This window comes from Pseudomonas sp. BRG-100, assembly GCF_000737955.1.
GTDB lineage: Bacteria > Pseudomonadota > Gammaproteobacteria > Pseudomonadales > Pseudomonadaceae > Aquipseudomonas > Aquipseudomonas synxantha_A.
In genome coordinates, this window is record NZ_JPRX01000001.1 from 5540676 (window position 1) to 5564002 (window position 23327).

General features: G+C 61.8%; 23 protein-coding genes. 12 read left to right on the forward strand and 11 right to left on the reverse strand.

Going from position 1 to position 23327, the window contains the following annotated elements; translation table 11 throughout:
• Nucleotides 1-6: 6 nt before the first annotated feature.
• Together JH25_RS02880 and JH25_RS02875 are read right to left on the reverse strand one after the other, a co-directional pair.
• Nucleotides 7-786: a TIM barrel protein gene (locus JH25_RS02880; RefSeq protein WP_032880432.1), complete on the reverse strand. Its 780-nt coding sequence runs from the start codon at nt 784-786 to the stop codon at nt 7-9.
• Nucleotides 783-1802 carry a Gfo/Idh/MocA family oxidoreductase gene (locus JH25_RS02875; RefSeq protein ID WP_032880434.1) on the reverse strand — a complete coding sequence of 340 codons (1020 nt, stop codon included), beginning with the start codon at nt 1800-1802 and terminating at the stop codon, nt 783-785. The genes JH25_RS02880 and JH25_RS02875 overlap by 4 nt, the downstream gene beginning before the upstream one ends.
• Before the next feature lie 184 nt (nt 1803-1986).
• Here JH25_RS02875 and JH25_RS02870 point away from each other — a divergent pair, with 184 nt between their 5' ends.
• The gene (locus JH25_RS02870) at nt 1987-3948 is read left to right on the forward strand and encodes a sigma-54 interaction domain-containing protein (RefSeq protein WP_032880436.1); all 1962 of its coding nucleotides are present in this window, start codon (nt 1987-1989) and stop codon (nt 3946-3948) included.
• Nucleotides 3949-4575: 627 nt separating this feature from the next.
• Here JH25_RS02870 and JH25_RS02865 read toward each other — a convergent pair.
• Nucleotides 4576-5625, reverse strand: coding sequence for a LacI family DNA-binding transcriptional regulator (locus tag JH25_RS02865; protein WP_032880438.1), 1050 nt, complete (start codon nt 5623-5625; stop codon nt 4576-4578).
• A gap of 161 nt (nt 5626-5786) precedes the next feature.
• Here JH25_RS02865 and JH25_RS02860 point away from each other — a divergent pair, with 161 nt between their 5' ends.
• From JH25_RS02860 to JH25_RS02840, 5 genes are read left to right on the forward strand one after another with little or no spacing between them, the layout of a single operon-like run.
• Nucleotides 5787-6881: a fatty acid desaturase family protein gene (locus JH25_RS02860; RefSeq protein WP_032880440.1), complete on the forward strand. Its 1095-nt coding sequence runs from the start codon at nt 5787-5789 to the stop codon at nt 6879-6881.
• Nucleotides 6878-7201, forward strand: a complete 324-nt coding sequence (locus JH25_RS02855) for a MocE family 2Fe-2S type ferredoxin (protein WP_032880442.1) — start codon at nt 6878-6880, stop codon at nt 7199-7201. Before JH25_RS02860 ends, JH25_RS02855 begins: the two co-directional genes overlap by 4 nt.
• Entirely contained in the window at nt 7201-8400 is a 1200-nt protein-coding gene (locus tag JH25_RS02850; RefSeq protein WP_032880444.1) for an NAD(P)/FAD-dependent oxidoreductase, read from the forward strand. Before JH25_RS02855 ends, JH25_RS02850 begins: the two co-directional genes overlap by 1 nt.
• 1 nt (nt 8401) lies before the next feature.
• Nucleotides 8402-9220, forward strand: coding sequence for a sugar phosphate isomerase/epimerase family protein (locus tag JH25_RS02845; protein ID WP_032880446.1), 819 nt, complete (start codon nt 8402-8404; stop codon nt 9218-9220).
• Nucleotides 9221-9270: 50 nt separating this feature from the next.
• Complete coding sequence (locus JH25_RS02840; protein ID WP_032880448.1) at nt 9271-10233, forward strand: Dyp-type peroxidase; 963 nt, start codon at nt 9271-9273, stop codon at nt 10231-10233.
• Here JH25_RS02840 and JH25_RS02835 read toward each other — a convergent pair.
• Nucleotides 10230-11102, reverse strand: coding sequence for an undecaprenyl-diphosphate phosphatase (locus JH25_RS02835; protein ID WP_032880450.1), 873 nt, complete (start codon nt 11100-11102; stop codon nt 10230-10232). The two genes, JH25_RS02840 and JH25_RS02835, sit on opposite strands and share 4 nt — an antisense overlap.
• Before the next feature lie 180 nt (nt 11103-11282).
• Between JH25_RS02835 and JH25_RS02830 the strand changes: the two genes are divergently transcribed.
• On the forward strand, nt 11283-11789 hold the full coding sequence (locus JH25_RS02830; protein ID WP_103735497.1) for a GNAT family N-acetyltransferase: 507 nt from the start codon (nt 11283-11285) through the stop codon (nt 11787-11789).
• A 179-nt stretch (nt 11790-11968) separates the two neighbouring features.
• Here JH25_RS02830 and JH25_RS02825 read toward each other — a convergent pair whose 3' ends face one another.
• Nucleotides 11969-12907: a GlxA family transcriptional regulator gene (locus JH25_RS02825; RefSeq protein WP_032880454.1), complete on the reverse strand. Its 939-nt coding sequence runs from the start codon at nt 12905-12907 to the stop codon at nt 11969-11971.
• A gap of 172 nt (nt 12908-13079) precedes the next feature.
• On the opposite strand from JH25_RS02825, the gene JH25_RS02820 reads away from it, so the two are divergent.
• The 3 genes from JH25_RS02820 to JH25_RS02810 all read left to right on the forward strand — a co-directional run bounded on the left by JH25_RS02820 (nt 13080) and on the right by JH25_RS02810 (nt 15592).
• Nucleotides 13080-13709 carry a TetR/AcrR family transcriptional regulator gene (locus tag JH25_RS02820; RefSeq protein ID WP_032880456.1) on the forward strand — a complete coding sequence of 210 codons (630 nt, stop codon included), beginning with the start codon at nt 13080-13082 and terminating at the stop codon, nt 13707-13709.
• Nucleotides 13706-14383: a type 1 glutamine amidotransferase domain-containing protein gene (locus JH25_RS02815; protein ID WP_032880459.1), complete on the forward strand. Its 678-nt coding sequence runs from the start codon at nt 13706-13708 to the stop codon at nt 14381-14383. The genes JH25_RS02820 and JH25_RS02815 overlap by 4 nt, the downstream gene beginning before the upstream one ends.
• A gap of 78 nt (nt 14384-14461) precedes the next feature.
• Nucleotides 14462-15592, forward strand: coding sequence for an alkene reductase (locus tag JH25_RS02810; RefSeq protein ID WP_032880461.1), 1131 nt, complete (start codon nt 14462-14464; stop codon nt 15590-15592).
• A gap of 71 nt (nt 15593-15663) precedes the next feature.
• On the opposite strand, the gene JH25_RS02805 is transcribed toward JH25_RS02810, so the two are convergent.
• Complete coding sequence (locus JH25_RS02805) at nt 15664-16662, reverse strand: NAD(P)H-quinone oxidoreductase (RefSeq protein ID WP_032880463.1); 999 nt, start codon at nt 16660-16662, stop codon at nt 15664-15666.
• A gap of 196 nt (nt 16663-16858) precedes the next feature.
• On the opposite strand from JH25_RS02805, the gene JH25_RS02800 reads away from it, so the two are divergent.
• Nucleotides 16859-17245 carry a DoxX family protein gene (locus JH25_RS02800; protein WP_032880465.1) on the forward strand — a complete coding sequence of 129 codons (387 nt, stop codon included), beginning with the start codon at nt 16859-16861 and terminating at the stop codon, nt 17243-17245.
• A gap of 54 nt (nt 17246-17299) precedes the next feature.
• On the opposite strand, the gene JH25_RS02795 is transcribed toward JH25_RS02800, so the two are convergent.
• The 3 genes from JH25_RS02795 to JH25_RS02785 all read right to left on the reverse strand — a co-directional run bounded on the left by JH25_RS02795 (nt 17300) and on the right by JH25_RS02785 (nt 20500).
• Complete coding sequence (locus JH25_RS02795; RefSeq protein ID WP_032880467.1) at nt 17300-18118, reverse strand: alpha/beta fold hydrolase; 819 nt, start codon at nt 18116-18118, stop codon at nt 17300-17302.
• 97 nt (nt 18119-18215) lie between these two features.
• Nucleotides 18216-19607: an alginate export family protein gene (locus JH25_RS02790; protein WP_032880470.1), complete on the reverse strand. Its 1392-nt coding sequence runs from the start codon at nt 19605-19607 to the stop codon at nt 18216-18218.
• Nucleotides 19604-20500, reverse strand: a complete 897-nt coding sequence (locus JH25_RS02785; protein WP_032880472.1) for a VOC family protein — start codon at nt 20498-20500, stop codon at nt 19604-19606. Before JH25_RS02785 ends, JH25_RS02790 begins: the two co-directional genes overlap by 4 nt.
• A 326-nt stretch (nt 20501-20826) precedes the next feature.
• Between JH25_RS02785 and JH25_RS28375 the strand changes: the two genes are divergently transcribed.
• A complete protein-coding gene (locus tag JH25_RS28375) occupies nt 20827-21714 on the forward strand; it encodes a GNAT family acetyltransferase (protein ID WP_078821750.1) in 888 nt (295 codons plus the stop codon).
• Nucleotides 21715-21754: 40 nt separating this feature from the next.
• Here the strand turns inward: JH25_RS28375 and JH25_RS0127420 are convergent, their stop codons facing one another.
• Both JH25_RS0127420 and JH25_RS02775 read right to left on the reverse strand, forming a co-directional pair.
• Nucleotides 21755-22033, reverse strand: coding sequence for a hypothetical protein (locus tag JH25_RS0127420; RefSeq protein WP_050549410.1), 279 nt, complete (start codon nt 22031-22033; stop codon nt 21755-21757).
• A 171-nt stretch (nt 22034-22204) separates the two neighbouring features.
• On the reverse strand, nt 22205-23224 hold the full coding sequence (locus tag JH25_RS02775; RefSeq protein WP_005789450.1) for a branched-chain amino acid aminotransferase: 1020 nt from the start codon (nt 23222-23224) through the stop codon (nt 22205-22207).
• Between the last annotated feature and the right edge of the window lie 103 nt (nt 23225-23327).

Here is a 23327-nt window from a genome sequence, read left to right on the forward strand (position 1 = left end):
TTATTGTTATAGGGTGAATGCCTGGCGGAAGCGCTCCAGGGCCAATTCGCTGGTGCCGCTGGCCCAGCCCTCCAGGCCTACCACGCCGGTGTAGCCCATGGCGTGCAACGCGCGGGCAATCGCCGGGTAGTGGATTTCGCCAGTGCCGGGCTCCTTGCGCCCGGGCACGTCGGCCACCTGGATTTCACCAATGGCGCTGCCGGCGCGCTGGATCAATTCGATCAGGTTTCCTTCGCCGATCTGCGCGTGGTAAAGGTCCAGGTTCATCTTCAGGTGCGGGCTGCCCACGGCTTCGATCAGCGCAAGGGTCTCGTCGGCGCGGGCGAACGGCGTGCCGGGGTGATCGACGGCGGTGTTGAGGTTTTCCAGCAGGAACACACGGCTGGCGTCTTCCCCCAGGCGCGCGATTTTTTCCAGGGTCTTGCAGGCGCTCAGCCACATGCGGCCGGTGGCCTGGTTGACCGGCTGCACCGGCAGGCCGCCGGCGCCCAGGCCGGTGCCGTGCAGGTTGAGGCTGGGACAATTGAGGCGCTCTGCGATGCCCAGGGATTCGCGGGCGCTGTCGAGCAGTTGGCGACTGCCTTCGGGGTCGGTGAGGGTGCCGCTGATGTAGCCGGTCATCGAGGTGAAGTCCGCGCCGGTCGCGGCCAGGGCGTCGATGTCCTTGTCGGTCCAGCTCCAGATTTCGGCGCTGAACCCCAGGGCGTGGATACGTTTGACCCGTTCGATGAAGGGCAGGTCGAGGAACACCATCTCGGCGCTGACGGCTAATTTGAACGGCATCATGGCCGCGCCCCTTGCACGGCCACAGACTTGCCGGTTTCGTACGACTCGATGCAAGCGCGCGCAATCGCCAGGGCCGCGCGCGCATCCTCACCGCTGGCCAGGGGCTTGGCGCCGCTGCGCAGGCAGTCGACAAAGTGGTTGAGTTCGGCAATGTAGGCGTCGCGCAGCAGGTCAGTGTCCATTCGTTGGGTGTCGGCCTGGATGCCCTCGGCCAGGTAGCGCACCAGGTCGCAGTCATTGAGGCTGCCCATGCTCAGCATGCCTTGGCTGCCGAACACTTCACCGCGCACATCGTAGCCATACACCGCCTGGAAGTTGGCCTCGGCGGTGGCGATGGCGCCGTTGTCGAAGCGGATCGTGACCACGGCGGTGTCCAGTAAACCCTGGCTTTTGTACGCCGGTGCGATCAGCGCGTCGGCCATCACATGCACCTGCACCGCTTCGGCGCCGGGGTTGAGGTAGCGCAGGGTGTCGAAGTCGTGGATCAGGGTTTCCAGGAAGATCACCCATTGCGGCGAGTTGGCAGGGTTGTTCAGCGCCGGGTCGCGGGTCAACGAGCGCAGTAACTGCGGCGTGCCGATGCGGCCGGCGGCGACATCGAGGTGGGCGGTACGGAAGCTCTTGGCGAAACGCCGATTGAAACCGACCTGCAACGGCACGCGGGCGTCGGCGGCAGCGGCGATGGCGCGATCGGCTTCGTCCAGGGTGATGGCCATGGGTTTTTCGCAGAAGATACCTTTGCCGGCGCGGGCCGCGCTGATCACCAGTTCGGCGTGGCTGCGGGCGGGGGCGGCAATGAGTACGCCGTCGATCTCCGGGTCGTCCAACAGCTGTTGCGGGTCGGTGTAGACCTTGTCCACCCCCAGCTCTGCTGCCAGGCGTGCGGCCTGGCCTGGGGTAGGATCGGCGATGGCGGCGAGGCAGGCACCGGGGATGTGGCGCGCCGCCGTAAGGCCGTGGAAGCTGCCCATGCGACCGGCACCGATCAAGCCCAGGCGGATATTCTGTGTACTCATGAAGTGACCCCTTTTTATTGTTGGCCCGCAGGACAGTCCTGGCTGGCATAGAGGTAAGAGCAAGGGGTGTGCCAACTCATAACTAACTGATTTTTAATAGGTTATTAAAATCAGTAAACAAAATGTGTTCATTCAGATGACATGTCTATACTGACATGTCAAAAATATGAACATGGATACCTTGATGAGCCTCACATTCAGCGTGCAAGACCTCGAATACCTCACGGCCCTTGGACCTGATGCGCTGAATGACGGACCCGTCGCTGCGTTGGAGCAGGGCTGGCGAGCGTGTCTGTCCGGCCAGGTCGAACGCCCGGCCGAGGTGCGCCAGGTCATCTGGGATTCGTGGCGGCGCAGTCTCGAGGCAAGGATCGATCCCGGTCACAGGCACTACCGTTTCGTTGCCGCCCAAACGCTGGCGGCAACCCTGGCCAATCACCGCGTACTGATCGCCGCCGCCGCGCAAGTCATGCACGGCTTGCTGGCCTATAACCCTCGCGGCCATATCAACCTTACCGATGCCGAGGGCACCACCCTGTATTTCTGTGGGCTGGATATCACCCCGGTGGGCAGTCGCCTGTTGGAATCGGTACAGGGCACCAACTGCACCGGGCTGGCGCTGGCCGAAGATCGCCTGATGTACGTGTTGGCCGAGGAGAACTTCGCCGGCGCCCTGCGCCAGCGCCGCATGCACTGCGCCGCTGCGCCGATCAAGGATGCCCAGGGCCTGACATTGGCCATGCTCACGCTGACCGCCGAGCCCGGCTGGTTTCATTTCCATACCCTGGGCACCGTCCAGGCGGCAGCCGAAGCGGTGTCGCGGCAGATGGCGCTGCAGGTGTTGCTGGAAGAACAACAAGCGGTGCTCGAAGTGCTGAACGAAGGCTTGGTGGTGCTGGACGAGCATGGCTGCATCAAGGCGCTCAACCGCTATGCGCGGCAACTGTTCGGGGTGGGGTTGGAGCTGATCGGCAGTCCGTTCCAGCGCCTGGGGTGCAATGAGTTGAGCGACGCGCTGGGTGAGCCGGTGCGCGACCTTGATTGCACCTTTGAGCTGCGCGACCGCAGCCCGCTCGCCTGCCTGGTCTCGGTATGCCCGCTGGAGCAGGGCGGGGTGATCGTGTCGGTGCGCGAAAACCGCCGCATCCGCGAAATCACCCGGCGCCTTATCGGTACCCAGGCGCGCTATACCTTCGACGCCATCCAGGGCACCTCACGGGCGATCCAGGACGCGCTGCACCTGGGGCGCATCGCCAGTCGCGGCGACGCCACCACTTTGATCCTCGGCGAAAGCGGCACCGGCAAGGAGCTGTTTGCCCAGGCCATTCATAACGCCAGCGAGCGTTGCAACGGCCCGTTCGTGGCGGTCAACTGCGGCGCCATCCCCCGGGACTTGGTGCAGAGCGAACTGTTTGGGCATGTCGAAGGCGCGTTCACCGGCTCGGCGCGAGGTGGGGCGGCGGGCAAGTTTGAATTAGCCGATGGCGGCACCATCTTCCTGGATGAAATTGGCGACATGTCCTTCGATGCCCAGGTCAGCCTGTTGCGGGTGTTGCAGGAGGGGGAAGTGACCCGCGTGGGCGCGAAAAATTCGCGGCCAGTGAACGTGCGCATCATCGCCGCCACCCATCGCAACTTGAGCCAGGCAGTGGCCGAAGGTGCGTTTCGTGAGGATCTTTACTACCGCCTCAATGTGTTGAACCTCACCGTGCCGCCGTTGCGTATGCGCCGCGAGGATATCCCGCTGTTGGCACGGCATTTCCTGCAGCGCTGTGCGCGTTCGTTGCGTAAGCCAGTGCAGGGTTTCTCGCCGGAGGCGCTGGCGCTGCTGTCAGCCCATGGCTGGCCGGGCAATGTGCGTGAATTGGAAAACGCCATCGAGCGGGCGACCAACCTGGCGATGGGGGAGTTGATCCAACCGGCTGACTTGCCGCTGGAAACCCAGCAGCGGGCGATGCCGCCTCTTTACCAGCCCCAGCCCGCGCAGGATCTGAGCAGTCATGAACTGCACGCCATCGTCGCCGCGCTGAAAAACACGGGCGGCAATATCCGCCTGGCGGCCCGGCAACTCAACGTGTCGCGGGGTGGGCTGTACAACAAGATGGGGCGGTTTGGTTTGAGTGCAGGGGATTTTCGCGGCCGGTGAAGGATTGCCCGTGTGCAGATTAAATGTGGGAGGGGGCTTGCTCCCGATGGCGACCTGACAGTCGACCGCTAACTAAGGGATGCCCCGCGATCCAAATGTGGGAGGGGCGGTGCGACGATTCGACTTGCCCCCGATGGCGGCCTGACAGCCGATCAGGATGTTGGATCAGACCGAGTACATATCCATTCCTGCGGTAACGGCTACTTAGGGTTCCGCTCTTACAGCGGCTCACTTTTGGAAGGACCGGAATGCCGGCCCAGCCAAAAGTAAGCAAAAGGTCCTCGCCCCACCACTCGGCACCTCGCTTAGGCTCGGTGTGCCCGTAATCCGCCAGTGATTTGGGGGGCCGCCGCCACGCGCCATCCATGGCGCGGGGCGGCTAAACCGGCATCCCTGCCGGTTTACCCCCCAAATCCCTGTCGAATTCCGGCCAGCGTGGTTTAACGGGGCGCCTGAGATCAAGATCAAGAGCGGCTCGCTTCGCATCGTGGTTACGGTCGGCAGCTACAAAGTTGCGTAGATACCCATGCCGCGATAGCGGTGTTTCAGCCTCTGAATTTTTGACGGGTTCATTGCCATCGAGGTCGAATCGTCGCACCGCCCCTCCCACATTGTGTTCTTTGTGTCTCAGGTGCCCATGTTTTCCGGGGTCACTATCTGCGGTGGTATATGCACCCGATGCCGCACCGGATCGAAGCCTTCGTCATTCAGCAACTGCACCAGCAGTTGCACCAGCGCCGCCGCCGTCTGCCGCGGCTGCGAGTCCATTACCACATCGATCAAGCCGCGGCTCAACGCCTGGCGTGACAGTTCGGTCGACTCCTGCAGAATGCAACACAGCGCCGGACGCTTGGGCAGTTGCGCCAGGGCGTTGATCACGCCGTCACCACCGCCGCCCACCACGCACAGGCCGCGCAGGTCGGTGTGGCGGGCGAGCAGGTCGAGGGTGGCTTCCTCGGTGATGTCGCAGTTATCCAGGTTGATCAGCGGCTCCAACGGCTTGAGGCCCGGCGCGTGTTCGGCCAGGTAACTGTGCAAGCCTTTGACCCGTGCCTGGTGCCCGAGAAAACGATGGCCGCCCAACAGGATGCCCACGCTGCCTTTGCGTGCGCCGCAGGTGTGCGCCAGCAGCCAGCCCATGGTGCGCCCGACCACGTGGTTGTCCTGGCCCACATAGGGTTCGAGGGCCTGCTCATGGATATCCGACAGCAGCGCAACCACTGGTACGCCGGCTTCACGAATCTGCGCCAGGCAGGCGTTGATCAGCGGATGGGCGAAGCTGACCACCGCCAGGGCGTCGCACTGCACCGCCAGTTGCTCGATCTGCGCGACGATGGCATTCGGTGAACGGTCGTTGATGTAGTCGAACTGGCAGCTCAGGTTGGCGGTGGCGTGATGCTGCGCTGCATCGTTTATTGACTGGGCGAGGTTGGCATAGAAGGCCTGGGCGGTGCCCAGCAACAGCACGCCGAAACGGTAGGTGGGCCGCCGTTCGCGGATGCGCTGGCCGATCAGGCGCGCAGCAAAATAGCCCACCGCTTCGGCAGCCTGGAACACCTGTTCGGCCGTGCCGGGGTTGACCGGAGCGCGGGCGTTCAACACGCGGTCGACGGTGGCTACGCTGAGCCCCGCATGGGCGGCAACGGTGGCGATGGTTGGGCGTTTATTGTTGTGCATGGCAGGCCCCTTGAGCGTCTTGATAGAAAACTATCAAGCCCCGCTGGGCCTGGATGATAGCTTGATAGGGAATGGATTCAAGGCCTTGAGGGTGATTTGGCTGCGCTCTATCGTTGGTTTCGAAAAGCACCTGAAACCCACGCTTGCGGAGAACAATAACAATGCCTGAACCCACCGCTCACCGCGCCCGACGCGACTACAGCCTCACCGGGCCCGAAGCGGCCCGTGCCGCCGAAAAGGGTCTGGTCTCGGCCAACTGGTACCAGTCACCCATCTCGCGCAAACGCATGAAAGAACTGATGCAACGCCGCGATGGCCCGGCCTTGCTCGACACGGCCATCTGTGCTGCGACGCTGTTGGCCACAGGCTTTGGCGGCTATTGGTTCTGGGGCTCCTGGGCCTGCGTACCGTTTTTTCTCGCCTATGGTGTGCTCTACGGAACGGCGTCCAACCCGCGCTGGCACGAAACCGGCCACGGCACTGCGTTCAAGACCCGCTGGATGAACGATGCGTTGTACCAGGTGGCGAGCTTCATGTGCCTGTTCGAACCTCACGTGTGGCGCTGGAGCCATGCCCGTCATCACACCGACACCATCGTCGTCGGCCGCGACCCGGAGATCGTCGAGCCGCGCCCGCCGAGCCTGTGGATGATGGCCCTCAGCCTGTTCAACCTGCCCCTGGCCTGGAAGACCTTCAGCGGCGTAGCCCGCCATGCGCTCGGGCGCATGAGTGCCCAGGAGCAAGACTTCATCCCTGAATCCGAATGGCCCAAGGTATTCCGTGCCGCACGTATATGGATTGGGATTTATGCGCTGATCATCGGCGCCGCGTTGTACCTGCACAGCTGGCTACCGCTGATGCTGGTGGGCTTGCCCAGTCTCTATGGTGCCTGGCTCGGCTACCTGTTCGGCCTCAGCCAGCATGTGGGCCTGGCCGAAGATGTGCTCGACCACCGCAGCAACTGCCGCACCATCTACATGAACCGGGTGCTGCGCTTTATCTACATGAACATGAACTACCACCTCGAACACCACATGTACCCGATGGTGCCTTACCACGCGCTCAGTCAACTGCACGAAGAGATCCGCAGCGACTGCCCGCCGCCGTATGCCAACCTGTGGGAGGCCTACCAGGAAATCATTCCGACTATTTGGCGCCAGCGCAGCGACCCCAGCTATTTCGTCCAACGCCCGACCCGTGGCGAGGGAGCTTGCTCGCCACACAGTAAAAGCCAGTCATTGGAGATAAATGCATGAACGATCAATGGATCGACGTCTGCGCCGTGGGCGAAATAGAAGCAGAAGACGTGCTGCGCTTCGACCACGGTATTCACACCTACGCGGTGTACCGCTCGGCCGAGGATGAATTTTTCGCCACCGCCGGCCTGTGCACCCACGAGAAAATCCACCTGGCGGACGGCCTGGTGATGGACCATGTGATCGAGTGCCCCAAGCACAACGGGCGCTTCGATTACCGTTCCGGCCAAGCCCTGGGCGCGCCGGTGTGCGTCAACCTCAAGACCTACCCGGTGCGGGTCGAAGCGGGGCGGGTACTGCTCGCTGTCACGGCCGGATGATGAACCAGACCCTGATCATCGTCGGCGCTGGTCATGCCGGTGGACGTGCGGCACTGACCTTGCGTGAAGAAGGTTACAGCGGGCGCCTGATCCTGATCGGCGATGAAGCGCACTTGCCCTACGAACGCCCACCGTTGTCCAAAGGCGTGCTGCAAGGCTCGACGGACCTGGCGGAATGCAGCCTGTGCGACAGTGCACGGTTGGCTGCGCTTGGCATTGAGCATATCGCCGGCAACCCCGCCAGCCGTTTGGAGCCGCAGCATCATCGGCTGCAACTGGCTGACGGCCAATGGTTGACCTATGCCGGCCTGCTGCTGGCCACCGGAGGCCGGGCGCGACGCTTGCCCCAGGAGCAGGCCAACGTGTTCTACCTGCGCACCCATGATGAAGCGTTGGCCTTGCGCAATGAATTAAAGCCAGGCGCCAGGTTGGTGGTGGTCGGCGGGGGCTTTATCGGCCTGGAGGTGGCCGCTACGGCGCGGGGCCTGGGCTGCGAGGTCACGGTGCTGGAAGCGGGGCCGCGGCTGGCCGCCCGGGCGCTGCCGCCAATGATCAGTGAAGCGCTGTTGGCGCTGCATCGTCAGCAGGGTGTGGACGTGCACTTGAACGTTGCCCTGGAGTGCGTCCACGCCGACGCCGTGCAACTGGTCGATGGGCAACGGGTGCCCTGTGACCTGGTGGCGGTCGGTATTGGTATGCAACCCAACATTGAGCTGGCAGCGGCGGGAGGGCTGGAAGTAGGGCAGGGCATTCGGGTCGACGCGTGCCTGCGCACCAGCGCACCGGATATTTACGCGGCGGGGGATGTCTGTGAGTTTCGTCTCGGCGGCGTCTATCAGCGTCAGGAAACCTGGCGCAACGCCGAGGCCCAGGGGCGTCACGCTGCGTTGAATCTGTTGGGCAAAGAACTGCCGTTCGAGAGGGTCCCGGGTTTCTGGTCCGACCAATTCGACTGGGGTTTGCATTCCGTCGGGGCGATGACTGCGCGGTCGGTCAGCCGTGCGTTGCCCGACGGTGGCCTGCTGCTGTTTTGCCTAGACACCAACGCCCGATTGCAAGGCGCTTTCGGCTGGGCTCCGGGCAACCGCGCCGCCAGGGACATCAAGCTGTGCGAGCGCTTGATCACTGCAAGCATTGCGCTTGACGTGGCGAGCCTGGCAGATGCCGATACGTCCCTCAAACACCTGCTGCGAGGTTGAGATGCACCAACTCCTGGTATTCCAATCACTATGGGCCATGCAAACCGAGCCCGGCAGCCAAGAAGCGCAACTGGACCGCATCGTCGCCGCCGGTTTTGACGGCATCACCGACCATTACTGGACGCCGGCCGCAGTCTCGCGCTTGTACGCTGCCGCCACGGCCAGAGGCTTGCAGATCGAAGGTCAACTGTTCCCGCAATCGGTGGATGATCTGGCCAGGGCATTGGAAGTGATCGGCCGCTACGGTTGTCACCACCTCACCCTGCAAGCCGATGTGCGCCCGCGTACCCAGGCCGAGGCGGTCAGGCTGATCGAAGGCTGGCAGCGCCTGGCCGAACAGGTGGACTTCCCGATCCTGCTGGAAACCCACCGTTATCGACTGACCAACGACCTGCTGTTCACCCTCGACCTGTTGGCACAGATGCCCGACCTGAAACTGCTCGCAGACCTGTCCCACTACGTCGTCGGCCGCGAGTTGCCAGAACCCGGAGCCTTGGAAGACGACGAGCAGATACGCACGATCCTGCGCCATAGCTGGGGCTTTCATGGCCGCATCGCCAGCAGTGAGCAGGTGCAGGTTGGCCTGGATTTTCCTCAGCACCAGCCTTGGGTCGAGCGCTTTACTGGCTGGTGGCGCTATGGGATCGACGACTGGCTGACCCGTGCCGACGCGCCCCAGAGCCTGCCCTTCACCTGCGAACTGGGCCCGCCACCCTATGCGATCACCGATGCAGAGGGTCGGGAACTCACTGATCGCTGGGCCGAAGCGCTCAAGATGAAGGCGCTGATTCGCCAGGTGTGGGCCAGTTGTCACGGCTGATCTGCTAACCTGCGTCGGTTCAAACCGACCTTAGCCTATGGATCTGCCTGATGAAAACCTGCCCTGTCCAGCCACCTCTCGAACCGCAGTCCGTGTGCCACCCGATCACCAGCAGCGCGATTTTCATGGTCGCCACCCTGGCCCCCGATGCAGTTGAAAACGTGCGTGCCTGGTGCGCCGACATCGCAGGTCTGGTGCGTTCGGTGGGCAAGCGCGTGCCGTCGGGCAACCTGACCTGCGTCTGCGGGTTTGGCTCGGATGCGTGGGACCGGCTGTTCGGCGCGCCTCGCCCGGCGTCGCTGCATCCGTTCCGCGAATTCGGTGTAGAAGGGCGCAAGGCGGTGTCGACCCCGGGCGATATCCTCCTGCATATCCGCGCCGAGCAGATGGACCTGTGTTTCGAGCTGGCGACCCAATTGATGGCTGCCTTGGGCGATAGCGTCAAGGTGGTGGATGAGGTCCAGGGTTTCCGCTATTTCGATATGCGCAGCATCATCGGTTTTGTCGACGGCACCGAAAACCCGGTAGGGCGCAAGGCCGAAAGATTCACCCTGGTCGGTGACGAAGACCCTCAGTTCGAGGGCGGCAGCTACGTAGTGGTGCAGAAATACCTGCACAACATGAGCGCCTGGAACGGCTTGACGGTAGAAGCCCAGGAGAAGGTAATCGGGCGCACCAAACTGGCAGATATCGAACTGGACGAAGAAACCAAGCCGAGCAACTCCCACAGCGCCTTGACCGTCATCACTGACGAGAACGGTGAGGAAGTGAAGATCCTGCGCGACAACATGCCCTTCGGCCGCCCCGGTGCCGGCGAGTTCGGCACCTATTTCATCGGCTACGCACGCTCGCCGCAGCCTCTGGAGCAGATGCTGGAAAACATGTTCGTTGGCCGCCCGGTCGGCAACTATGACCGCTTGCTCGACTTCAGTACCGCCGTGACTGGCGGCCTGTTTTTCGTGCCCTCGGCCGACCTGCTCGAAGCGCTGGCCGACCGCGAACCGGCGGCTTAACTCAACAACCCGCTGCTGACCGCCACAATCAGGAAGATCCCCAGCAGCGCACGGTAGATCACGAACGGCCAGGTGGAGAAGCGCTCCAGGAACTTCATCAGGCCCCAGATCGCAAAGAACGCTGAGATGCTCGCCACCACCAGGCCGAAGATCAAGTGCGGCCAGGCGTGGGCAGGGAGGTCGGCGCGCAGCAGCACCCACAGTTCTTTCAAACCGGCCAGGGCAATGGCCGGCAGGCCCAGCAGGAAAGAAAAGCGCGCCGCTTCCTCACGTTTTAAATTCAAGAACAGCGCTGCGGTCAGCGTGGAGCCCGAACGCGACACCCCAGGAATCAACGCGCCGATCTGCGCCACCCCCACGATCAGCGCATCGCGCAAGCGCATTTGGCTTACGTCGCGGGTATGGCGGGCGCGCACTTCGGCCAGTGCCAGCAACACCGCCATCACCACGCAGGAAATGCCGATCACCATCAGCCCGCGCAATGGCGAGTTGCATGCATTCAGGGTCGAAGACAGCGCCAACCCGGCAATGCCAATCGGGATAGTCGCCAGCACGATCGCCACCGCCAGTTTGAACCACCGATCGTTATAGTCGCCCCGGCGCACCGCACTGATACTGCCGGTGGTGACCTGGCGCACATCCCGCCAGAAGTAACTGACCACTGCCGCCAGCGCGGCCAATTGCATGGCCGCCGAAAACGCCGAGCCCGGGTCTTGCCAGCCGAGCAGGGCGGGCACCACGCGCATATGGGCGGTGGACGACACCGGCAGCAATTCGGTGATGCCCTGGATTACCCCCAGGATGAAAATTTGCAGGTAATCCAGGGAGGCAAAGCCCACATCCAGGCCGGCGGTACAGACGTTGGTCACAATACGTGTCCTTGAGCGAAAGGTGGAAACCGGCGAAGTTTATTCTAAATGTTTCAGGAATTTGGCCAGGGCAACCGCTATTTGCATTCGGTTCAGCCAATAGAAAGGATTCGACAAGCCATTGGCGTGGCAGGCACTTTTGTGAACAATGGCGCCCTGCGTTTTTCCACCGAGAGCCCCATGCCTGAAACCACCGTTGAATTGATCCAGACCGGCCCTGAAGACGCCGAGCTGATTCGCAATCTATACCAGTACTACGCCTACGAGTCCTCGGACTGGGAACAGGAAGATGTTGAGGCCGATGGCCGTTTCTACATCCACGACGAGCATCTGGCCCGCTACTGGCACGACCCGCAGTGGAGCGCCAACCTGTTGCTGGTCGATGGTTATATCGCCGGTTTCCTGTTGATCGAGGGCAGCGAATTGCCCGGTATCGAGGCCCTGGAACTGGCCGACCTGTTCATCCTCAAGCGTTATCGGCGCAAAGGTATCGGCCGCGCCATTGCCAGCCAGGTACTGTGCAGCGGCGAGGCCAATTGGCTGGTGCGTTTCTATGATCAGGACGAAGTGTCCCAGGCGTTCTGGCGTACCGTGCTGGATACCCTGCCGCGCCCGGTGCAGACGATTGAACTGGAGGATGATCCGCAGCTGGTGAGCTACCTGATTACGCGGGTTTCGCTGCACTGACGGGCGGGTTGTGCTGAGGTTAAAGGCTTGCACACCGTAACTGATGCCCCGAGATCAAAATGTGGGAGGGGGCTTGCTCCCGATAGCGGTGGGCCAGTCACCTGATATTGCGGCTGACCCACCGCCATCGGGATCAAGCCCCCTCCCACAGTTCGAACGCCAACAACTCGGCTACGCCCCTAGCCTGGATTGAACAACACCTGCTGCATCGCCTGGGGCGGCTGCCCGAATGCACGGAGGAACGCCTGGCGCATGCGTTCGCGATCACCAAACCCGGTTTCGCGGGCCACTACTTCCACCGGGTGACGGCTGGTTTCCATCATCGCCCGCGCCGCTTCCACCCGCAGGGCTTCGATGGCCTTGGCCGGGGTTTGCCCGGTTTCTTCGCGAAACACTCGGCTGAACTGGCGCGGGCTGAGCCGGGCGACTTCGGCCAAGGCTTCTACCGATAAATCATGGGTTAGGTTTTCACGCGCATAGGCCAGGGCCAGTTGCACGCGGTCGGATTTGGGGTCCAGTTCCAGCAAGGTTGAGAGTTGCGATTGCTCGCTGCCGCGGCGCTGGGCTATCACCAGCTTGCGTGCGATGCGGCGCGCAAGGTCGCTGCCCAGGTCGTTCTCCACCATCGCCAGTGCCAGGTCGACCCCGGCGCTCATGCCGGCACCGGTCCACACCTGGCCGTCCACCACGAACAACTTGTCTTCTTCCAGGCGAATATCCGGGTAGCGCTTGCGAAACGCCGGCGCGTGGATCCAGTGGGTGGTGGTGCGTTTGCCGGCGAGCAGGCCCGCTTCTGCCAGCACAAAGATGCCCATGCATAACGAGGCCACCCGGCGCGACTGTGCCGATGCTGCCTTGACCAGTTCCAGCAGGTTGGCCTCCGGTAGGCGAAACTCCAGATAGCCGCTGACGATCAGAGTGTCATAACCCTCTGGGCGGATGGCGTTGGTATTGACTGAAAAGCCCTGGGAGGTCATCACCGCGCCGCCGCTTTCCGATACCAGGTGAAATTCATAGGCCGGCTCGCCGCGCAGCAGGTTGGCGCACTCGAACACCGAGCCCAGGCTAAGGCTCAACGACTGGAAGTTCGGGTAAACCATCAGCGCAACGCTGTGCATTGCATCTCTCCAAGGGGCAGGGAGAGGGGATTGTCGGCGTGTACCGGGCAAACGGCAACCGACTTTGGCGCATGTCCGGAATCCTTGCGGATATGACATTGTGAGTGGTTGCCTCGCTGCCTAACATGGCCCCAACGAACTAGACGACTGGTCTAATCGCACGGAGGCAAGCATGAGCAACGCAAGCAGCAGTGCACGGCAAGCGATTCTTGAACGTGCGCAATCCATCGTCGGTGCCAAGGGATTTTCCGCGGTGGGCTTGAACGAAATCCTGCACGCCGCACAAGTGCCCAAGGGCTCGTTCTATCACTACTTCAACTCCAAGGATGCGTTTGGCGTGGTGTTGCTCGATACCTATTTCGATCAGTACGTCGAAGGTATGCAGCAGCTGTTGGATCAGCCGGGTTTAACCCATCACGCCAAGTTGATGCGCTATTGGCAAGGCTGGATCGACAACCACACTGGCTGCACCGATACCGGCAAGTGCCTGGCCGTCAAGTTGGGGGCTGAAGTCTCTGACCTGTCAGAGCCGATGCGATTGGCGTTGCAGCGCGGTACTTCGCGCACCATCGAGTTACTCGCGCTGGCCCTGGAGCGCGGGGTCGAAGACGGCTCGCTCAGGTTCGAGCACGCTCCGCACAGCCTTGCCAAGCGCTTGTATGCGCTGTGGTTGGGCACCAGCGTCATGGGCAAGATCACCCGTACCACTGCGCCGTTCTGCGAGGCGCTGCTGCTGACCCAACAGTTGTTGGGCGGCCCTGAAAACCCTGCTACTCACATCGATCGAGGCACTGGAAAATGAAAGTATTAATGGTACTGACCTCTCACGACCAGCTTGGCGATACCGGGCGCAAGACTGGCTTCTGGCTCGAAGAGTTTGCCGCCCCTTATTACGCGTTCAAGGACGCTGGCGCCGATGTGGTGCTGGCTTCCCCGGCCGGCGGCCAGCCGCCGTTGGACCCGAAGAGCGATGAACCGGATGCGCAAACCGAGCAGACAGCGCGCTTCGCCGCAGACCCGGCTGCGCAGCAGGCCCTGGCTACCACGGTGAAGCTGGAAACGGTCAACACCGCCGACTTCGACACCGTGTTCTACCCTGGCGGCCACGGCCCGCTGTGGGACCTGGCGGAGTCACCGGTGTCCATCGCGTTGATCGAGGCGTTCGAACGGGCCGGCAAACCCATCGGATTTGTCTGCCATGCACCGGGTGCCTTGCGCCACGTCAAGGCAGTCAACGGTGAGCCGTTGATCAAGGGCCGCCGTGTGACCGGGTTCTCCAACTCTGAGGAAGCCGCGGTGCAATTGACCGATGTTGTGCCGTTCCTGATTGAAGATGAATTCAAAAAACTGGGCGGCAAGTATGAGAAGGGCGCCGACTGGCAATCCTTTGTGATTGTCGATGGCTTGCTGGTCACTGGGCAGAACCCGGGCAGCTCCAGCGAAGTGGCCAAGGCCCTGCTGACACTCAGCGCTTAAGTTAATAAACCGAGGTACGCGCTGGCGACTCTCAGGAGTCGCCAGGGTTTTCGTTCGTTCTGAATTTGGAATATCCCCATGCCTGACTGCATTTTGAACACCCCGATAAAGCTGGGGCATCATCGCTTGAACAATCGCGTTGTGCTGCCGCCGCTGACACGCCAGCGCAGCGCCCAGCCGGGCAATATCGCCACCGACCTGATGGCCGAATATTACCGCCAGCGTGCCAGTGCCGGCTTCATGGTCAGCGAGGGTACGCAGATCGAGCCGCGCGGCCAGGGCTACGCATGGACGCCGGGCATCCATACACCGGCGCAGATCGAGGGTTGGCGCAAGGTCACCGCAGCGGTACATGCCGAGGGTGGGGTGATCTTTGCCCAGCTATGGCACGTGGGGCGGGTGTCCCATAACGCCTTGCAACCTGGCGGCGCTGCACCGGTGGGGCCGTCTGCACTGCCGGCGCTGCAAGCCAAAGCCTTTATTGAAACCGGTCCGGGTGTGGGTGAGCTGGTGCAGCCACCTGTGCCTCGTGCGTTGAGCACGCTGGAAATCGACGAGTTGGTCGGGCACTACGCCCAGGCTGCTCGCAATGCCCTGGACGCCGGGTTCGATGGTGTGGAAATCCATGCGGCCAACGGCTATTTGGTCAACCAGTTCATCTCGGCCCACTCCAACATCCGTGAGGATGAGTACGGCGGTTCGCTGGACAATCGCCTGCGCTTGCTGCGCGAGATTGTCGAGGCGGTGTGCAAGGTGGTGGGGCCGCAGCGCCTGGGCGTGCGCTTTTCGCCGCTGTTCAGCGGTACCGATCAGGATCGGGTCTACATTGGCCTGGTGGAAGAGGACCCGCACCGTACCTATATCGAAGCGATCAAAGTGCTGGAAGCGTCGGGCATCGCCTATGTTTCCATCGCCGAAGCCGACTGGGATAACGCGCCGGACCTGCCTGAAACATTCCGCCAGGCCGTGCGCCGCACCTTCAGCGGCAGGATCATCTACGCCGGCCGCTACACCGCCGAGCGCGGTACACGGCTGGTAGAGGCAGGGCTGGCGGACCTGATCGCCTTCGGACGGCCGTTCATTGCCAACCCAGACCTGCCCCAGCGGATTTTCAATGGCTGGCCATTGAATGCGTTGAAGGCAGAGGGCTTGTATGGGGGGACTCAGGCGGGGTATGTGGATTATCCGGTGTATGCCGAACCGGAGTGACACACGCCCCTCCCACATTTGTGCCGAGTACCGTCAAACTTGGCCGGTCGCCAAGGATTGAGGAAAGCGCCTCACTCCACCCGCAACACAATCTTGCCAATGTGATCCCCACCTTCCATGCGCGCATGGGCCTGGGCGGCGTCGGTGTATGCATAGACCTTGTCGATGATCGGCAGGCAGCGCCCGGCGCTGAGCACCGGCCACACGTAGTCGCGTAGCTGTTCGGCAATCGCGGCCTTTTCTTCGCGGGTGCGGGCGCGCAGCAGGGAGCCGGTGATCACCGCGCGTTTGGCGAGGATGGTCAGCAGGTCGACGTCATGAGCCTTGCCGCCACCGAGGAAGCCGAGCATCACCAGGTGACCGTCCATGCCCAGGGCCTTGAGGTTGTTGTTCAGGTACGAGGCACCCATGATGTCGAGAATCACATCGACGCCTTTGCCATCGGTCTGTTGGGCAATGACCTCGGCAAACTCCTGTTCGCGGTAGTTGATCGGTTCGGCGCCCAGCTTGGCAATCGCGGCACATTTGTCTGCGCTGCCGGCGGTGGCGAATGCCTGGATACCGAACTCCTGGCAGAGCATCAATGCGGTGGTGCCGATGCCGCTGGTGCCGCCGTGGATCAAGGCGCGCTGGCCTTTATGGGCACCGCCGAGGCCGAACAGGTTGGCCCAGACCGTGAAGAAGGTTTCCGGCACGGCGGCGGCCTGAATCCAGTCCATGCCCGCCGGGACCGGCAGCGCCTGGCTGGCCGGCACCGCACAAAACTGCGCATAGCCACCGCCATTGGTCAGGGCACACACCTTGTCGCCCAGGCTGTATTCAGTCACGCCAGTGCCCAGCGCCACCACTTCACCGGCCACTTCCAGCCCGGGAATCGGGCTCATGCCGGGTTTCATCGGGTATTTGCCGGCGCGTTGCAGCGCGTCTGGGCGGTTGACCCCGGCGGCGTGCACGCGAATCAGAATCTCGCCTGGCCCGGCCACTGGCACGTCGGCGCGCCGTGGCTGCAAGACGTCGGGGCCGCCAGGCGTGGTGATTTCGATCAGGGTCATTTCTTGGGGGAGCGTCATGGAAAAGTTCCTGTAGCGATGAGCGTATGGGTTGGGACCGTAGCGCGGGGTCGGCAGTTCAGCAAGATCATGCCGGGTTCTTTCGGCAATGCAACGGCCTGGGGCAACCGCAGGATTTCAGCACAAGCCTGCAAGTGCGTCGGCGCGGCTTTGGACACACTGGCCGTCGATCATTATTGACGGACACAGGTGGCGTATGAACGAAGCGAGAAATCAGGATACCGGACTGTTGTTCCTGCGGGTCAGCGGGGCGGTGTTCCTGTTGTGTGTGCATGGGTTGCCCAAGCTGCTCAACTACGGCGAACAGTTGAAGCTGATCGAAGACCCGTTTCACCTGGGGGGCCAGGTCACCTTGCTGCTGGCGATCTTTGCCGAGGTGCTGTGCCCATTGCTGATCATTGCGGGCGTGCTGGTGCGCCTGGCGTGCGTGCCGATCCTGGCGGTGCTGGTCATCGCTTTGCTGGTGGTGCATCCAGAGTGGACGCTGTGGGAGGGGCAGTTCGGCTGGCTGCTGTTGATCATCTTTACCAGCATCCTCATTGCCGGGCCGGGGCGGCTGGTAGTGGTTCAGCGCTTTGCCTGAGCAAAAAAAGGCCGGGCGAACCCGGCCAAACAAGGAGAGGAGGTTGCAAGCGGTTCAGCGGCTGAGGAACGCCAACAGGTCTTCATTGAGCTGCTGGGTGTGGGTCGCGGCAAACCCGTGGGGTGCATCCTTGTAGACCTTCAGTTGCGCGCCGTTGATCATTTCGGCAGCCACCTTGCCGGTGGTTTCGAACGGCACGATCTGGTCGCCGTCGCCATGGATCACCAGGGTCGGCACGTCGATTTTGGCCATGTCCGGGCGGAAGTCGGTTTCGGAGAAGGCGCTGACGCAATCCACGGTCGACTTGAGCGAGGCAAGCATCGCGATCTGCAGGGTCTGGCTGAGCACACCCTCCGAGACTTGCTGGCCCTTGTTGATACCGAAGAACGGCGTATTGAAATCGCTGATGAATTGGGCGCGATCCTTCAACAGGCCGGCCTTGATGCCATCGAACACCTCGGTGGGGACGCCTTGGGGATAGTCGGGTTGCTGGCCGAAGACCGGCGTCACGGCACCCAGCAACACCAGGCCGGCGACACGAGCGCTGCCATGGCGGGCGATGTAGCGCGCCACATCACCGCCACCCATGGAAAAGCCCACCAGGGTCACGTCCTTCAGGTCCAGGTGTTCGATCAACTGCGCAATGTCGTCAGCGAAGGTGTCGTAGTCGTTACCGGTCCAGGGTTGGTCCGAGCGGCCAAAGCCACGGCGGTCGAACGCGATAGTGCGAAAGCCGCGGCTGCTCAGGTACTCCATCTGGTATTCCCACATGTCGGCATCCAGCGGCCAGCCGTGGCTGAACAGCACGGGCTTGCCGCTGCCCCAGTCCTTGAAGTAGATCTGGGTACCGTCTTTGGCAACGAAGGTGCTCATCTGAATCTCCTTGCTTGAGTTAAAAAAGCGCTGAAAAAACCGTATCACTATTGCCGTTAACCTGAGCCCAGGCTTGTATGGGTGTGCTCGCCTGAGGTTACCAACTGAACTTGAGTTCCATGCCCAGGTAGTTGCTGTCGTGCCCACCGGCATCACGCAGGGTCTGGCCAGCCGCGTAGTGCACGGCCTCGATTGCACCGCTGATGTTGGAGGTAAACGCGTAGTCGGTGCGCACTTGGCCATAGGCGCCGGTCCAGCGTTGACCCTGGCCAGCCGTTCCGGCGACGGCGAGGTTGGGTTGGGTATAAACCGCGTCCGCGGTGGTCTGCCGCCACAACAGGCCGACAGCGGTTTGCACGCTCAGCTTGGCGATGGGTTTGACGGTGATTGATGGTTTGACGTGGATCAGGTTGCTGTAGCCCGTATAACCGGCCAGGGAAAAGTAGTAGCCGTTGGGGAACAGCGGGTTGAAGGTGCCGACGCGGCCATCACCGCGCTTGCGGTCACCGGAGGCGACATCCACTTGCAGGCCGAGGCGCGGTGTCCAGGCCAGCGTGTCGAAGGTGTAGCCGGTACGGCTGCCGCCGGCCCAGGCGCGGATCGCCTGGCTGCCCACCGACCCCTTTTGCAGCATGGCTTCGATATCCCAGTCGAAGCCCCGGGCCGCGCCGCCCAGGCGTGCGTCGAGCAACTGGCGGGTCTCGTTGCCGTCGGCATCCAGGTAATGGGCGGCACGGCGCTCGTAGACGCCGTAATAGGCCGACAACTCATTGCTGCCGCCAACCAGCCGCTCCACCCGCAGCATGTGGAAGCGCGCGTCACGATTGGATTTGTCGTCAAAGTGCCGGCCATCCTGGTACTGCACCGGTTGGCTGGCGATCCCGATAAAACGCCACTGGGGCGTTTCCCAATCGGCCCACAGCGCGTCGAAGGACTGGCGCACATTCGGGCCATCGCGCGACGAAATAAAGCGCTGCAAATCGAAGGCAAAGTCCTGGCGACCCGCCCGAGCCTTAAAGGTGCCGGCGCTGAAGGTCTTCACGTATTCGGCAAAGGCCAGGCGCAGGTCTACGCGGTTCTGGTCGGCGCCGCCGATGGTGGTTTTGTCATAGGCCCGTACATCTTCCAACTGGGTGAACAGCCGCCAGTGTTCGTTGAGGTGCAAGTCGGCGTGCACCTGAAAGCGCTGGATCAGGTAGCGATCACGCGCTACATCGCGCACGCCGAAGCCGCTGGCGTCGTTCATCTCGAAGCGTTCGCGCAACGTCGCACCCATGGACAGGTAGGTGAACGGGTTGGCGGCGGACAGCGGGATGTACTTGAGGTTGTCCAACGGTTGCGTGCGCAATGCCGGATCCTTGAGCACAGACCAGTCTTCCTGCCAGCGATTGGCCTTGATGGCCGGGCGGGTCGGTTGATTGTCGGCATGTACGCTGCCCACCACCAGCGGCCACAGCACGGCCAGGCCCCAGCCTGTACGACGGATCATTTCGCCGCGATGAGTTGGTGAATTTCCGCGACGTAACCGCCCGGGAATTGCACCAATGCGCTGCGACGGCCTTTGCTGGCGAAGCTCGGCACCAGTACGGTAGCGCCCGAGCCCGTGGCTTTGGCCAGGGTGGCCGTCAGGTCGGCTACCTCATAGCCGGTGGTTTCATGGCCAAAGGGGTAGGGCAGTTGGCCGTTGGTCACCAGTACCGCCATACGCCCAAAGGGCGACGTGATTTCGACGCGTCGGTAAGTGCCGCCAGCCTGGCCCACCTCCACAGCAGGTGCGTGCTTGTCATCGGCTACCACTTTGCCGTGGGAGAAGCCAAGGAACGCCTTGATAAAGCGGTCGGCGCGATCGGCGCTGAGGTACACGCGGTTTTCCGGCACCGTCTGGAAGGCGGCGTAGTCGGGAGCCTTGGTGTGCCAATACAGCTGCATGTTCACGCCGCCCGGCCACTGCACCACCGCATCGCGGCCGATGGGATCGGGAAAATCGCTGACGATGACCGCAGCGCCGTTGTCCCGAGCTGCCTTCAGGGCCACGTCCATGTCCTTGACCAGATAACCATTGCGCTCCTGGCCGAAAGGATGGGGGATGGGCGTGGTGAAGCCGAACAGTGACACCGTGCCGGCCGGGGTCTGCAACAGTTGCGAAGTGGTGCTGCTCGGCACCGGCAGCACATTGACCACCACCTGGGGCGTGCTCTTGCCCCCGAACGTGGCCAGGAAACTCTGGGCAAAACCCTCTACATCAGCGGGTGCTACATACACATGGCTGGTGTCGTATTGCGGCGCCACAGCCACTACCGGCGTGGCCGCCCATGCGCTGCCCGCCATGGCCCCGGCCAGCAATGTCACGGCCAGGGTTACCGCCCTCACTTTTCTGTACATGCCTACTCTCCAGCGCTTTTAAGAAAGTCAAAAGCTTAGGGGGCGGGCGGTGACGCCGATTGTATGGGCGTGCTTGGTTGAACGGTTCAGCGTCAATGGCATTGCCCGCACCTGTTGCGGTTCGCTGATCGGCCGTATCCAGAAAGCCCGGGAGATGCTGGGTTCTGCGCCGAACAGAGGATTGTCCGGGATGTGGAAATGATCGATATGCAGGGCATCAACGAGGCGTATAGCTTATCTTTAGCTGACCCACCGCTATCGGGATCAAGCTCCCTTCCACATGCACAGTGGGGTGTTCATTACAGTCGCGCCAGCCAGGAGGAGTCATGTCGACCGTTGTTCGTCTCGCCCAAGCAGCCGATGCCCAGGGCATCAGCCAGGTCATTCTGGCGGCCTTGCACAGCAGCAATGCACGGGATTATCCAGCAGATGTGATTGCTCGCGTCGCCACTCACTTCACGCCCGATGCGGTTCTGGAACTGCTCAACCGCCGTATTGTGCTGGTGGCTACCCAGGACCATTCAATCGTCGCCACCGCTGCCCTTGATGCCAACGTGGTGCGTTCGGTCTTCGTCAATCCCGAGCTGCAAGGGCAGGGTATCGGCCGTTTGTTGATGATCGAGATCGAACTGCGTGCCCGCGAAGCCGGGGTGACGGTGTTGAGTGTGCCGTCATCACTGACCGCCGAGCCGTTCTACAGCAAGCTGGGTTTTCACACCGTGCGCGATGTCTACCATGGCAACGAGCGCACGCTGGTCATGGAAAAGACCTTGCTGTCACGGCATCCCATCGGCCCCTACCGCGACCGGCAGCATCGCGCCCAAGTGATTGAGTTATGGCAGCAGGCGTTTGGCTATGACACCGCACACAACCTGCCGAGCCTGGCGATTGACAAGAAGCTGGCGGTCAACGATGGGCTGTTCTTCGTGGCCACCGACAAGAAAGCCGTGATTGGTACGATTCTCGCGGGCTATGACGGCCATCGTGGCTGGTTGTACTCGGTGGCGGTGCATGACGACTATCGTCGCCATGGTTTGGGATCGTCGCTGGTGCGCCATGCCGAGCAGGCGTTGACGGCCTTGGGCTGCATGAAGATCAACCTGCAGATCACCGGCGGCAATGACGTCGTGGTGGGGTTTTATGAGGCGTTGGGGTATGGGGTGGAGCCGAGGATCAGTATGGGTAAGAGGATTGCAGAAAATATCAACGGTTGACGCGCATGACCGACGGCAACCTGGTCATGGCTGGTGAGCTTTATTTCTTCGCTTTTTTTCGTTTTTTTATGGCATAGGCTGTCATTTTGGCGAAAGCGTTGGCTACGTTCAGGTAAAGCGCCTTGTCATCGTTATCGTAGTCTCCATCGCCGTCGACGTCATCGGGTGCCGAGGCGGTATCGTAAATCCCGTCGTGCTTGCTGGATGACGCGTAAACGGCCCAATCAAGGTCGTTGTTAATGTAAGTTTCCATCACGATTTCTTTACTACCGTCATTCTCGAAATCTTCTGCGGACACACGTAATTCATAGATCGCCATGATGGGCTCCTGCTGGGTTTAGAAGGAGAGTTAACTTAGGTGTGCCGATTTTTACTGTCTACTGTCAATCTTCACAGGTGATTGCACATCCAGTAACCCACCGCATAAAAAAGGCCCATTCACCGACAGCGGTGAATGGGCCTTTTCTGAAGTGGCAGGTTCAGATCATTTTCAAACCTTGACGATCCAACCCGCGGGCGCTTCAACGTCACCGGTCTGCACACCGGTCAGTTCTTTGTAGAGCTTCTGGGTAACCGGGCCGACTTCGGTTTCGCTGTGGAACACGTGCATCTTACCGTTGTGCTGGATGCCGCCGATCGGTGAAATCACCGCAGCAGTACCGCAGGCGCCGGCTTCCTTGAACTGGTCCAGTTTGTCGATGAACACTTCGCCTTCGACCACGTCCAGGCCCAGGCGGGTCTGGGCCAGTTCCATCAGCGACAGGCGGGTGATGCCTGGCAGCACCGAAGGCGACTTCGGCGTGATGAACTGGTTGTCGTGGGTGATCCCGAAGAAGTTGGCCGAGCCGACTTCTTCGATTTTCGAGTGAGTCATCGGGTCCAGGTAGATCGCGTCGGCGAAGCCGGATTTCTTCGCTTCAGAGCCCGGCATCAGGCTGGCAGCGTAGTTGCCACCGACCTTGGCGGCACCGGTGCCTTGCGGCGCAGCGCGGTCGAAGGTGGAGATCTGGAAGTTATGTGGCACCAGGCCGCCTTTGAAGTAGGCCCCGACCGGGATAGCGAACACCGAGAAGATGAACTCCGGCGCAGAGCGTACGCCGATATTGTCACCGGTGCCGATCACGAACGGGCGCAGGTACAGCGCGCCGCCACTGCCATACGGCGGGATGAAGCGCTCGTTGGCCTTGACCACTTGTTTGCAGGCGTCGATGAAGTCTTCGGTCGACACATGCGGCATCAACAGGCGGGCACAGCTGCGTTGCATACGTGCAGCGTTCTGGTCCGGGCGGAACAGGTTGATCGAACCGTCCTTGCAGCGATAGGCCTTCAGGCCCTCGAAGCATTGCTGGCCATAGTGCAGGGCGGTGGAGCCCTCGCTGATGTGCAGCACGTTGTCGTCGGTCAGGGTGCCTTCCTGCCATTCGCCGTTTTTCCAGACCTGGAGAAACCGCTTGTCGGTCTTGATGTAGTCAAAACCCAGCTTGTCCCAATTGATGCTTTCGTTACCCATGACACCCTCTATCTCTGGTCAAGTCGGATTTTTTTCTGGATGGGAGCAACAATACTGCATTCTTGGCTTGTGTGGGAGCGGGTGGGTGGACCATTGAGCCTTT

Bases quoted from the DNA above. Each gene is read 5' to 3' on its own strand.
- JH25_RS02775 (WP_005789450.1), bottom strand. From the start codon at position 23,224: ATGGGTAACGAAAGCATCAATTGGGACAAGCTGGGTTTTGACTACATC.
- JH25_RS02825 (WP_032880454.1), bottom strand. From the start codon at position 12,907: ATGCACAGCGTTGCGCTGATGGTTTACCCGAACTTCCAGTCGTTGAGC.
- JH25_RS02870 (WP_032880436.1), top strand. From the start codon at position 1,987: ATGAGCCTCACATTCAGCGTGCAAGACCTCGAATACCTCACGGCCCTT.
- JH25_RS02790 (WP_032880470.1), bottom strand. From the start codon at position 19,607: ATGATCCGTCGTACAGGCTGGGGCCTGGCCGTGCTGTGGCCGCTGGTG.
- JH25_RS02820 (WP_032880456.1), top strand. From the start codon at position 13,080: ATGAGCAACGCAAGCAGCAGTGCACGGCAAGCGATTCTTGAACGTGCG.
- JH25_RS02800 (WP_032880465.1), top strand. From the start codon at position 16,859: ATGAACGAAGCGAGAAATCAGGATACCGGACTGTTGTTCCTGCGGGTC.
- JH25_RS02860 (WP_032880440.1), top strand. From the start codon at position 5,787: ATGCCTGAACCCACCGCTCACCGCGCCCGACGCGACTACAGCCTCACC.
- JH25_RS02855 (WP_032880442.1), top strand. From the start codon at position 6,878: ATGAACGATCAATGGATCGACGTCTGCGCCGTGGGCGAAATAGAAGCA.
- JH25_RS02840 (WP_032880448.1), top strand. From the start codon at position 9,271: ATGAAAACCTGCCCTGTCCAGCCACCTCTCGAACCGCAGTCCGTGTGC.
- JH25_RS02875 (WP_032880434.1), bottom strand. From the start codon at position 1,802: ATGAGTACACAGAATATCCGCCTGGGCTTGATCGGTGCCGGTCGCATG.
- JH25_RS02795 (WP_032880467.1), bottom strand. From the start codon at position 18,118: ATGAGCACCTTCGTTGCCAAAGACGGTACCCAGATCTACTTCAAGGAC.
- JH25_RS02805 (WP_032880463.1), bottom strand. From the start codon at position 16,662: ATGACGCTCCCCCAAGAAATGACCCTGATCGAAATCACCACGCCTGGC.
- JH25_RS02850 (WP_032880444.1), top strand. From the start codon at position 7,201: ATGAACCAGACCCTGATCATCGTCGGCGCTGGTCATGCCGGTGGACGT.
- JH25_RS02815 (WP_032880459.1), top strand. From the start codon at position 13,706: ATGAAAGTATTAATGGTACTGACCTCTCACGACCAGCTTGGCGATACC.
- JH25_RS02785 (WP_032880472.1), bottom strand. From the start codon at position 20,500: ATGTACAGAAAAGTGAGGGCGGTAACCCTGGCCGTGACATTGCTGGCC.
- JH25_RS02865 (WP_032880438.1), bottom strand. From the start codon at position 5,625: ATGCACAACAATAAACGCCCAACCATCGCCACCGTTGCCGCCCATGCG.
- JH25_RS02810 (WP_032880461.1), top strand. From the start codon at position 14,462: ATGCCTGACTGCATTTTGAACACCCCGATAAAGCTGGGGCATCATCGC.
- JH25_RS28375 (WP_078821750.1), top strand. From the start codon at position 20,827: ATGTCGACCGTTGTTCGTCTCGCCCAAGCAGCCGATGCCCAGGGCATC.
- JH25_RS02880 (WP_032880432.1), bottom strand. From the start codon at position 786: ATGATGCCGTTCAAATTAGCCGTCAGCGCCGAGATGGTGTTCCTCGAC.
- JH25_RS02845 (WP_032880446.1), top strand. From the start codon at position 8,402: ATGCACCAACTCCTGGTATTCCAATCACTATGGGCCATGCAAACCGAG.
- JH25_RS02830 (WP_103735497.1), top strand. From the start codon at position 11,283: ATGCCTGAAACCACCGTTGAATTGATCCAGACCGGCCCTGAAGACGCC.
- JH25_RS0127420 (WP_050549410.1), bottom strand. From the start codon at position 22,033: ATGGCGATCTATGAATTACGTGTGTCCGCAGAAGATTTCGAGAATGAC.